Annotated in this window: 11 protein-coding genes and 1 pseudogene; 6 read left to right on the top strand and 6 right to left on the bottom strand. The window is 69.4% G+C overall.

What is annotated here, in order from left to right; all coding sequences use genetic code 11:
* Positions 1-59: 59 nt before the first annotated feature.
* Both IEZ27_RS52200 and IEZ27_RS52195 read left to right on the top strand, forming a co-directional pair.
* Complete coding sequence (locus tag IEZ27_RS52200; RefSeq protein ID WP_189654113.1) at positions 60-278, top strand: hypothetical protein; 219 nt, start codon at positions 60-62, stop codon at positions 276-278.
* Between the two features lie 198 nt (positions 279-476).
* Positions 477-842, top strand: coding sequence for a hypothetical protein (locus IEZ27_RS52195; RefSeq protein ID WP_189654112.1), 366 nt, complete (start codon positions 477-479; stop codon positions 840-842).
* A gap of 141 nt (positions 843-983) precedes the next feature.
* Here IEZ27_RS52195 and IEZ27_RS52190 read toward each other — a convergent pair whose 3' ends face one another.
* Positions 984-2,390: a class-II fumarase/aspartase family protein gene (locus IEZ27_RS52190; RefSeq protein WP_229825212.1), complete on the bottom strand. Its 1,407-nt coding sequence runs from the start codon at positions 2,388-2,390 to the stop codon at positions 984-986.
* A complete protein-coding gene (locus IEZ27_RS52185; protein WP_189654111.1) occupies positions 2,387-3,571 on the bottom strand; it encodes a hypothetical protein in 1,185 nt (394 codons plus the stop codon). The genes IEZ27_RS52190 and IEZ27_RS52185 overlap by 4 nt, the downstream gene beginning before the upstream one ends.
* A 516-nt stretch (positions 3,572-4,087) precedes the next feature.
* Between IEZ27_RS52185 and IEZ27_RS52180 the strand changes: the two genes are divergently transcribed.
* Genes IEZ27_RS52180 through IEZ27_RS52170 form a run of 3 tightly spaced genes read left to right on the top strand, consistent with a single transcriptional unit; the run spans position 4,088 to position 7,810 of the window.
* Positions 4,088-5,971, top strand: coding sequence for a RiPP maturation radical SAM C-methyltransferase (locus IEZ27_RS52180; RefSeq protein ID WP_189654110.1), 1,884 nt, complete (start codon positions 4,088-4,090; stop codon positions 5,969-5,971).
* On the top strand, positions 5,968-7,227 hold the full coding sequence (locus IEZ27_RS52175) for an MFS transporter (protein ID WP_189654109.1): 1,260 nt from the start codon (positions 5,968-5,970) through the stop codon (positions 7,225-7,227). The genes IEZ27_RS52180 and IEZ27_RS52175 overlap by 4 nt, the downstream gene beginning before the upstream one ends.
* Before the next feature lie 34 nt (positions 7,228-7,261).
* Positions 7,262-7,810, top strand: coding sequence for a DUF5825 family protein (locus IEZ27_RS52170; RefSeq protein WP_189654108.1), 549 nt, complete (start codon positions 7,262-7,264; stop codon positions 7,808-7,810).
* Between the two features lie 13 nt (positions 7,811-7,823).
* Here the strand turns inward: IEZ27_RS52170 and IEZ27_RS52165 are convergent, their stop codons facing one another.
* The 3 genes from IEZ27_RS52165 to IEZ27_RS52155 are packed head-to-tail and all read right to left on the bottom strand — an operon-like array spanning position 7,824 to position 9,804.
* The gene (locus IEZ27_RS52165) at positions 7,824-7,961 is read right to left on the bottom strand and encodes a hypothetical protein (protein WP_189654107.1); all 138 of its coding nucleotides are present in this window, start codon (positions 7,959-7,961) and stop codon (positions 7,824-7,826) included.
* A 38-nt stretch (positions 7,962-7,999) separates the two neighbouring features.
* Positions 8,000-9,307: a TolB family protein gene (locus IEZ27_RS52160; RefSeq protein WP_189654106.1), complete on the bottom strand. Its 1,308-nt coding sequence runs from the start codon at positions 9,305-9,307 to the stop codon at positions 8,000-8,002.
* Positions 9,304-9,804, bottom strand: coding sequence for a SigE family RNA polymerase sigma factor (locus IEZ27_RS52155; RefSeq protein ID WP_189654105.1), 501 nt, complete (start codon positions 9,802-9,804; stop codon positions 9,304-9,306). Before IEZ27_RS52155 ends, IEZ27_RS52160 begins: the two co-directional genes overlap by 4 nt.
* 287 nt (positions 9,805-10,091) lie before the next feature.
* Here IEZ27_RS52155 and IEZ27_RS52150 point away from each other — a divergent pair, with 287 nt between their 5' ends.
* Positions 10,092-10,436: a right-handed parallel beta-helix repeat-containing protein gene (locus tag IEZ27_RS52150; RefSeq protein WP_189654104.1), complete on the top strand. Its 345-nt coding sequence runs from the start codon at positions 10,092-10,094 to the stop codon at positions 10,434-10,436.
* A gap of 68 nt (positions 10,437-10,504) precedes the next feature.
* Here IEZ27_RS52150 and IEZ27_RS54725 read toward each other — a convergent pair.
* Positions 10,505-10,580, bottom strand: a pseudogene (locus IEZ27_RS54725) (IS200/IS605 family transposase); the annotation flags it as partial.

Raw genomic sequence — 10,580 nt, 5'->3', positions numbered from 1 at the left:
GGGTGACAGACGGTTCATCCGCAATCGGATCTTGATTTCCGCCTGCGACACTCACCGCCATGACACAGCCAGAGGAAACGAACGCGTCCCACGACCGTGCCGGCCAGGCCCTCGTCCTCGGCAACTCCGCGCTGGCGCTCGGAGTCGGGCTCGGTCTGTTCGCCACGCTCATCGGAGACGGCGTTCCGTCGTTGTCCCCGGCCGTGGTGGCGGTGGGCGCCTGCGTGATCGGCGTGCTGTTCCGCATCGAGGCGGCCGTGCTGGAGAGACGCCGCTGAAGATCGCCGCATCCGTCGACATCGCCGGCGCCCCCAGACAGACCATGCCCGCGGCCAGGAGTATCGCGGTGGCGGCGTACCTCCGTCGGGGTCGTCGCAGGGCGGGGAGTTACGGAGCAGCCACGCGCAGTATTTCAGTCACGGACTGTGCTCTTTCCGTTACACATTCGCCTGCACGGCGGCCACAGCACGTCCATCGTGGAAGGCGACACGCGCAACGCCGAACACGCCCGGGCGTTCGAGCGCGACCAGCAGTTGTGGCAGGAGCGGCGTACGATCTACGGCGCCTACTGGCGGGCCTGGAATGCGCTGATCCGGATCCTGGAGGGCGCGACGGACGGCGGCCAGGAAGCGAAGGCCCGGATCAAGGCGGCCGAGGCGGAGTGGCGGCATGCGATCGACCCCATGTTCATCGTCTGCGGCAAGGACGTGCTGGAGGCGGGAATCACGCACATTCATGCGACGGAGGCGCGTATCACTGCCGCTCGGAACGGCGTGCTCATGGACGGGGTGGGGAAGTCCCGCGCGTTGAGCCGGGCCATGAGGGGCGACCTCGGCGCCTGATCGGCCACGCGTCCGCGGCCTTCTCCGGCATCACCCATCAGCGGAACACCGGCACACTGATCACGCGCCCTTGAACGAGCCGGGAAGAGGTGTGTCAGGGCGCACCGCGGCCGGCTTCCACGACGACCGTCGACGATCGGCCTACCCGCTCAGCCAGTCGCGCGCCGCCTTCACCACGTCGCGCGTCATCGACGCCGAGTCGCCGACGTGGTGCCGGGGGTCGAAGATCCGCTCCAGCTCGGCGGGGCTCACCAGCGATCGCAGGTCCGGCTGCGTGCGCAGGACGGCTTGGAGCTCGTGACCGGTGCTCTGCGCCTGCTGGCTGAGCTCGTACACCCGCCGGTACGCCGTCTGCTTGCCCAGGTGGGGCGCCAGGGCCAGCATCAGGGCTTCCGTGGCGATCTGGTCCCTGACCCGTTCGAGGTTGGCGGCCATGGCGTGGGGACGGGGGGTCATGCCGTCGGCGACCGCCGCCAGGGTCTGGAAGGCACACAGGCAATAGTGCGAAATATCGGGAACGCACGCCCATTCCACTCGCCAGGCCCGCGCGTCCCGTTCGTGCTCGCCGCCCATGACCGCCATGGCCGACACCGCCTGACCGGCGGCCAGCCTGGACATGACGACGATCTGCTCGCACTCCTCGGGGTTACGTTTGTGCGGCATCGTGCTGCTGCCGACCATGCCGAACTCCCACGCCTGTTCGAGCTCGCCGAACTCCGGGCGCGACAACACCCGGATCTCGTCGGCGATGCGCCCGGCGGTGCCCGTGCACAGGGCCAGGGTCATGACGTACTCGGCGACCCGGTCGCGGGCGGCGTGCCAGGCCATCAGCGGCGTCTCCAGGCCGAGCCGGGCGGCCAGCCCGCGGGCCAGCTCGCGGCCGTAAGGACGGAAGGACGCCGAGGTGCCCACCGCGCCGAAGAGCTGCACGGCCAGAACCCGCGTACGCAGGGCCGCGAGGCGTTCGGCCTGCCGTAACAGCTCATCCACCCAGGAAGCCGCCTTGAGCCCGAACCCGATGGGCAGCGCCGGCTGAGCGTGCGTCCTGCCCAGGGCGACGGTGTCGGCGTGCTGCTCGGCCAGGTCCGCCAGCCGGTCGACGAGCAGCCGCAGCAACCCGTCCAGTTCGTCGAGCACGTCCCGCATCTCCAGCGCCTGGCCGGTGTCCTGGACGTCCTGCGTGGTGACGCCGTAGTGCACGAACTCGCCGGCTCCGCCGGGGCAGGACGCGGCGAACACGTTCAGCAGGCCGACGAGCGAGTGCCTGGTCCGCTGACGTTCGGCGTGCACCCGGTCCAGGTCGAGGCGGTCGACGCGGGCGTGCCGGGCGATGCCCTCGGCGGCCCAGCCCGGGATCAGGCCCAGCTCGGCCTGGGTGCTCGCGATGGCCGCCTCGATGTCCAGCCAGCGCTGGTAGCGGCACAGGTCGCAGAAGATCCGATGGCTGGCCTCGGTGGAGTAGCACGAGCCCATGGAGGCGGAATCGGTGATGTGGCTGCGGGAGTGCGCGCAATCGGGGGTGGGAGCAGCGGTCGGCCGGGCCTTCACCTCGCCTGCCCCTCATGGTCACCGGGGTACTCGAACACGGGGGCGGCCCGCGCGCTTCTCTGGGCGCCCATGTTGATGACGGCCCGGCTCTGCCGGGGCGCCGCCCTGATCTGGGTGCCCGCGTAGCCGGTCGGGGCCACGAAGACACCCCAGACCGCCTCGTACTCCTGGATCTCGCCGCTCAGCGGGTCCACGACCGGTTCCGTACGGGGGGTCACACGTTGCTGGACGACGAAACCGCCACCACGGGACTCTCTCAGGCAGCGTTCCCATTCCCCGGCCGAGACCTCCCATCCGGGCACGATGCCGGCCCCGCCGTACTCGGCGAAGGGTTTGACGATGAGCTGCCGCCGGTGGGCGAGGCAGTGGCCGATGAGATCGACCTCGGCGCCGTCGATCGTCACGTGCTCCGACGACAGGGTCCTGGTCCACGGCAGGAGCCGGTCGATGAGCCGCCGTTCCTCCTCGCTGAACGAGCCGCGCCACCGTTCCTCGCTCAGCAGGGCCAGGCAGCCCTTGCTGGTGAACAGGTCGCTGAGCATGGTCGTCCAGAGGACCACCCGCTTCTCCTCGTGCGCGCGCAGCAGCACTTCGACGTCCTGCCCGCCGGCGACCAGCTCGTAGCCGGTGAAGTAGCGCAGCGCCACGTCGATCGGCTTCCCGCGCAGAAGTACTCGACCGCGGTCCTCCGTCACCTGGCCGGTGTCCCCGAGCACCACCTCGAACCCGAGCCACCGCAACATGCCGGAGATGGCCTGGAAGCTCACAGAATGCCGCTCGATGCCGCCGGCGCTCTCCACGATGCCGATCACGGGGGTGGCCGCGCCGGTCACGGGCTCGGCGGCGGCGCGCAGCGCCTGGGCCACGTGTTCTCCGGTGCGGACGTAGGTCAGGCCGTGCTCTTCGGCGAACCGGCGGAAGTGCGGGTCCCTGAGCAGGTATCTGCATGTTTCCGCTCTCGGCGTGCCGCCGAGCGGGCTGCCGACGTTGAACTCGAGAAGCTTGAACGAGGTGCCGTCGTGGTAGAGGTCGGCGCGGCCGTACAGGGACGGCGGGCCGGGCAGCCGTCGTACGAGTTCCCGGAGTTCTCCCGTCACTCCCAGGGCCGCGGCGAAACGGTCGAGATCTCCGTCGAAGAGCCGGTCGGGAAGCTCGGTGAGGAGCTTGAGCAACTCCGTCAACGCTGTGGCGTAATCGCCGAGTTCCGCTTTGTCACCGAAGAGCGGACGGGCCAGCAGACTGTTTTTGTAAAAAGCGATCTGGTCAGTGGGAAATGGCGCCCGATCCATCACGTGCCGCAGGTGACCGGCCGGGTCGAGACACTCTGCGATATAGGCGGCAGTGACGCTGTCCATGGCGAACCTCCACCGACTGGAACCCCGAGCGGGCTGTAATGTAGCAGAGCGGGACGCGAACTCACAGTATTCGACATTCCCTTTTCACATCCTTGACAGCAATGATCATGGCATGCAGGATGACCTCAAGCATGCCCGGGTGAATCCCGCCCGTGGTATGGCAGTCAGAGTTGCCTTGGGAGGCAGCCATGCAGAATTCGGAGTTCGCCGCCATTATCGTCCAGGTACAGGAGACGACCGAGACGGTCGCCCCGCACGCCGTCATGGCGCAGGGCTGATCCGTACCGCCAGTCGCCGATGACAGGCCCAGGGTGTGCGACGTAAGGGTGGTGCGGAAATACCGTGAAGGCATTGCTGGTCGTCATGCCCTGGGCTTCTCTGCACCGCCCGTCCCTCGGCGCGGGGATCCTCACCCAAATAGGCCGCGACATCGACGGATGCCGGATCTCGCAGTGTTACGCGAATCTGGAGTGGGCCCGGTTCCTCCTGGCCGAGACCGGCGGTGCGATCACGCCCGACGACTACAACGACGTCGCCGAGAGATACCTCGCCGGAGCCGGCGAGTGGGTGTTCGCCGGCGCGCTGCACCAGACCCCGGGCTGGCGTGAGCAGGAGTTCCTCGCCCATCTCGGCGACAGTTCCGGACTCGACGGCGAATTGCTCGTCACGATGGCACGGCTCGCCTCGGCTTTCGTCGAGCACCTCTGCGAACGGCTGACCGCCGAAGCGTACGACGTGATCGGATTCAGCACCACGTTCATGCAGAACGTGCCTTCCCTGGCCCTCGCCCGCGCTCTCAAGAAGGCCCGGCCGGAAACCACGATAATCTTCGGCGGGGCCAACTGCGACGGCTCCCAGGGCGCCGCGATCCATAACAATTTCCCGTTCGTCGACATTGTCGCCCGAGGCGAATCGGATCATATATTCCGGCAGCTCGTCGAGGCTGTGCGGGCCGCCGACGAGAATATGCTCAGGCGGATCCCCGGATTATGCTGGCGCACCGGAGAGGGCCGGTTGGTCGCCAATCCCAGCACGGCCGCGCCGCTGCCCATGAAATCGGTGCGACACCCCTGGTACGACGAGTATTTCGAAACGCTCGGCACGACCGGCATCGGCGCCTGGGTCGAACCGGAGCTCGTGCTGGAGTCGTCCCGCGGCTGCTGGTGGGGAGAGAAGCACCACTGCACCTTCTGCGGCCTGAACGGCTCGGCCATGAAGTTCCGCAGCAAGACACAGGGAGACTTCGTCGACGAGCTCGACGCGGCGGTCCGCAGACACCGGGTGCTGGACATATCCCTGGCCGACAACATCCTGGACATGAAGTATTTCAACGAGTTCCTGCCGCGCCTGGCGGAGCTGGACTGGGACCTGCGCATTCATTGCGAGGTCAAGGCGAATCTCACCGTCGAGCAGGTCAGGACACTGCGCGACGCCGGTGTGGTGAACATCCAGCCCGGCATCGAGAGCCTGAGCAGCGACACGCTGAGGCTCATGGACAAGGGCGTGACCGGTGTGCAGAACGTCCGCCTGCTGCGCGACTGCCAGCAGGAGGGCCTGACCGTCGAATGGAACTGGCTCTGCGGCTTCCCCAAGGAGGACGAAAGCCAGTACGACGCCCTCATCGGCCAGTTCCCCGCCATGGTGCACCTGCAACCGCCGCTGGGCGTCTCCCGGGTGGCGCTGGAGCGGTTCAGCCCCTACTTCGAGCGCCCCGAGCTGGGATTCGTCAACGCCGGACCGGCCCGCGTCTTCGAGATCGTCTACGACCTGCCGCGTGCCGAGCTCGAACAGCTCGTCTACCTCTTCGACAGCCCGCTGCACGGGGTCAGCGAGGAGACGCTGGAGCGCGTACGAGCCGCCGTCGACACGTGGCGGGCCGGACATGACGCGGAGAACAGCACACTCGTCGTCACCAGGTCCGGGGATCACCTCGTCATCCGCGACCGCCGGGCCGGCTGGCCGGTCCAGGATCACGTGCTGGCCCCCGGCGGACGGGCCGAGGCGTACCAGGCTCTGGACCGGGGACGGACTCCGCAGTCGCTGGAGGCGTACCTGCGCGAGACCCACGGCCTCGACTGCGGGCCCCGGCTCGGCACGTGGCTGGACGAGTTCGTGGCGGCAGGGCTCGTCTTCACCGAAGCCGGACGCTACGTGGCACTCGCGACCGCCGAACGTCCCGGGGTCGCGCCGGCCCGCCCGCAACCGGCGGGCGCCGGAACCCGATGATGGCGGGCCAGGCGGAAGCGTCCCTCTCCCCCGGCGCCGGACAGAAGAGCTCGATTCTCCGGAACCGGAACTTCCGCCGGGTCTTCGCCGCGTCCGCGGTCAGCACGCTGGGCACGCCGATGACCGCGCTGGCGATCCCCCTGACCGCGCTCGGCCTGCTCGACGCCAACGCGGCCCAAATGGGCCTGCTGGGCACGCTGACCACCATCTCGTTCATGTTGTTCGGGCTGCCCGCGGGGGTGCTGGTCGACCGCGTGTCACGCCGGACGCTGATGATCGTCGCGGACTTCGGCCGCGCGCTCGTCCTGCTCTCCATCCCTGTCGCCTGGCTGCTCGACGGGCTCACGCTGACGCAGATGTACGCGGTGGCGTTCCTCAACGGCACGCTGACCCTGTTCTTCTCGGTCTCGTCGCAGAGCTTCCTGCCCTCCATCGTCCCGCCCGCGAGGCTCGCGGAGGCCAACGCCGTCCTCTCGTCGTTCAGGGAGGGCAACGGGATCGCCGGATCGGCGCTCGCCGGCCTGCTCATCCAGCTGGTCACGGCACCCGTCGTCATCGTCCTGGACGCACTCAGCTACCTGTGGTCCGGCACGGTCATCGCCCTCATCGGACGCACGCCCGAGCCCGTCGCCGAGAAGCAGCGCATGACCAGCGGGATCATGAGCGGGCTCAGGTACGTCTTCACGCACGAGATGTTGCGCCCGATCGCCGTCTCCGGCGCCGTCTCCAACGTGGGCGCGCTCATGACCCTGACGCTGATGCCGATCCTCTACCAGCGGGTGCTCGCGCTCCCCGCCGGGGCGCTCGGCCTCTTCATGGCGACGGGCGGAGCGGGCGCGCTGCTGGGCTCGTACACGGGGCACCGGCTCGCGAGACGCGTCGGCGAAGGGCGCGTCCTGTGGATGTTCGGCCTGGTCATCATGCCGTTCGCGGTGCTCGTCGCCTCGGCCGGCCGGGGGCCCTGGCAGTGGATCTCGATGACGGCCTGGCTGGTGGTGTGCTACCAGAGCGGCATGTACAACGTCCTGCTGGTCAGCTTCCGCCAGCGCATCACCCCGGGCGACCTGCTCGGCCGGATGAACGCCACCATGCGCTTCACCCTGACCGGCGCCACCGCGCTCGGCGCGGCGCTGGCCGGCACCATCGGCCAGCTCGCCGGCGTGCGCGAGGCCCTCTACGTGGCCGCCGCCATCACGGCCACCGCCTGGATCCCCTACTTCCTCTCCCCCATGCGTCACCTGCGACGGCTGCCTTGACCGGCGAGCCGCGAACGAAGTCGGAGCCGACACCATGCGCTATCCGAGCCGGCCGGAACTCCTGCGGCTCCCTCCCGGCCACGTCATCGACGTTCCCGAGGAGATCCGCCTCGACCCCGGGCATCCGGAGGAACTGCTGGAGGCGGTGCGCTTCCTGCGCGACTGCGCCGCGTGCGGAACGAGCGTCCGCTGGACCGGGCGCTGCTCCGACCCCTCCGTCGCGAACGCCCTGACCCACGTGCCGCCGCCGCTCGCGCCTCTCGGCGCGGAGCTGGGCGAGCAGTTCGGCGGGTGGCGGACGGCGTACAAGCAGGGGGTGTACTTCCTGCGCAAGGGCCCCGGTTTCAGGATCGTCCACGACCGCAGGAGCCTGCACCGGAAGCCGCTCAGGATGGTCATCACCGACGAGCGGCTGGTGGACGCGCTCGAAGCCGGGCAAGCCGTGATCGACATCGAACGCAGCCCGCTGCCCGCCGCGGTGCGCCACCTCGCCGAGGCGGGGCTCATTATGGCGGCGGGCGGGTACGCGGTGACCCTGCCGTACCGGCTGCCCGCCTGGCCCATCCCCGCCTACAGCGTCTGAACACCCGCCGTGGTCAGCGGTGGTAGCCGTACAGGAACACGCGCACGCCGGCGTTCACCGACTTCGAGACCACCGGCCCGGCGGATCCCGGCGCGATCGCCCCCGGCCCGCACCAGGAGCCGACGCTGGTCGAGCTGCTGGACGAGGTCATCGCCTGGTCACGCGCGCTCAGGTCGGTGCGGGTGGGCCCTACTTGATCGTGGCCAGGTCCAGGACGTACATCTCGTCCTTGATCTGGTAGGTCATCAGCCGGTCGAGGCCGCCGTCGGGGAGCGCCATGGATCCTTTCGCGTCGGGCCGGATGCCGAGGTCGGCGGACCTGCCGGTGTCGGCGTCGTAGAGCGTCGGGACGCCCTGCCTGGCCGGTCCTCTCAGCGTGACGCTGAAGAAGCGTTCCAGGCGGGCGCCGTCGCCCGGCCGGAAGGTGGTCGGCAGGCGGCGCTCGTGGGAGCCGTCGCGGTCGCGGACGAAGCTACGCAGAACGACCGGGATCTGCGCCGTGTCCGGGCACCGGCGAGTAGGGCACTTGATCTCCTTGCCGGAGCGGTCGCGGCGTTCGACCTTGACGGTCTCGTATCGCACGGCCACGCCCGCGCACCGGTCGACGTCGCACCTGACCTCCTCGTCGGCCTTGACCACGGCGTCGCGCCGCTCACCGGTCTCGACGTTGAGCAGCTCGCGGAAGACCGCCTTCTTCCGGTGGACGCCCACCCACGGCCATCTCAGGATCTGGTGCCGTTCGGCGCCCTGCACCGGCTGCGGCGTACCCCCGCTCAGGGGCACCCGGTAGACGCCGCCCTTCTCGTAGGCGAAGGCCACGTCCGCGCCGGTCACCGTCAGCCCGTTGATGTGCCCCTGCTTCATGACGTTCCCGAGGGGGACGTCGGTCACCGGCCGAGGGCGGCCGCCGGCGGCCGGCACCGTCCAGATCCGGGCGACCCGCGCGCCGCCCGGCTCCTTGTAGGACGCCCACCACACGATGTTGCCGCCACCGGCGGCGACGTCGTCGGCGAAGATCGCCGATCCTTTCGTCGGGGGGATCTCCGCGATCTGCCTGGGCTGCCCGGTGACAAGGTCGTAGGTCCACAGGAACTGACGTTTCCCGTCCGTCACACCCGTCATGACCAGCAGCGTGCGATCGTCGAGGAGCAGCTGCGGCTCGTACGCACGGCCGTCGGGCAGCTTGGCCGGGATCTTGTGGACGGCCTGCGGCCACACCTTCTCGACGGGCGGCGGAATCCTGTCCGCCGGCGGTTCGGCCCCGCCGGTCGCGCTCGCCGCGGGGGGCGGCTCGGCCGCCGTGCCCAGAGCACTCACCGCCGTGCCCGTCCCGCCCGCCACGAGGACCACGGCCGCTGCCGCGCGTACGGCGGCGGTCCGCGCCCGCCGTCGGCGATGGCGCGTCTTGACCGTCGTGACCAGCCCGGCCGGCGCCTGCGGGGCACGATGCGCCGCCCCGGACAGGGCGCGGCTCAGCTTGTCTTCCAGATCGGTCATCGCATGCTCCTGTGGGTCGCCGGTGCGGAGGACAGGGAGGAACGCAGCTTGTCCAGGCCCCGGAAGGCCTGGCTGCGCACGGTTCCGGGAGAGATGCCGAGCACGTCGGCGATCTCGGCGTCGCTGAGCTGTTCGTAGTAGCGCAGCACCAGCACGGCACGCTGTCTGCGGGGCAGCGCGGCCAGCTCTTCCCAGAGACCCTGTTCCTCGTCGGGAGGGAAGACTTCGTGGCAGGCCCGCTCCGGCGGCTCTCCGCTGAGACGTTCACGCCTGTGACGCCGCCAGACGCTGATGTGCAACCGCGCCATCGTGGTTCGGACGTAGCTGTGCGGGCTGTCCTTGCGTCTCACCCTCGGCCAGGCGCCGCACAGCCGTACCAGGGCTTCCTGGAGCAGGTCGGCTGCGTCATGGGGGTTTCCGGTCAGGACGTATCCGTAGCGGAGCAACGCGTCCGTATGCTCTGCCACGAAGTCGTCGAAGCCGGGTTCGTCATCCACTTGTCGTCCCTTCGGTAGTCACGTCCCAGACGGCCGAAGGGACGAAGATGTTGCATCGCCCGGCGATCTTTTCCCGGGATCCTCGGACGACGCGAAGGGGTGGAGCGATCGACCGGGCCGGGTCAGCGTTTCATCGCGCCCTCGGCCGCGGCGGCGACGGCCGTCCCCGCGATCTCAAGGTGGCGGGCGAGCTCCCGTTCCTTCATCTTGTCCGCCAGCGCGTCCCCCACGGCCGCCGACGGTTTCGGGGCAAGCTCACCGGCTCGCACACCGGCGCCGCCGGCGCGGTGCACAGCGACATCTGGATCGAACGCAACCTGATCGAGAACGCGAAGTGGGACGCGATCGGGCCCATGAACACCTCCCGGGTCGTCATCAGGGAGAACACGATCAGGGCGAGCTGGGGCGGCGTCTACGTGAAGTCGATCAGCCCGAATCCGAACGAGACCATCGACATCATGGGCAACGACATCACCCTGATCGACGGCTCGACCCGCCCCGCGGTCGGCGTGAACGCCACCAACGCCCAGCTGCCGGTCAGCGACGTCGCGGTCTACGCCAACACCGTCCGAGGCGGCGGATTCGGCTACCAGAATTGTCGGCAGTGCTCCGGGCTTCAGTCCGGGGGGTGAAGCCGACCGTCCCGCGTAGCGGGGCAAGAGCAGCCGATTCGCCGCCAGGCGGACCGGCGTCCACCCGCTCAGACGGGCCGGTTCTGCTGCTCGATGTACTGGCGCAGGACACTGATCGGCGCGCCGCCCACCGAACCGGCGAAG

Origin of the sequence: Nonomuraea spiralis (genome assembly GCF_014648435.1) — a bacterium.
Taxonomy (GTDB): Bacteria; Actinomycetota; Actinomycetes; order Streptosporangiales; family Streptosporangiaceae; genus Nonomuraea; species Nonomuraea spiralis.
The sequence above is the reverse complement of the archived record's forward strand: the minus strand, read 5'-3'. Positions and strand labels throughout refer to the sequence as shown.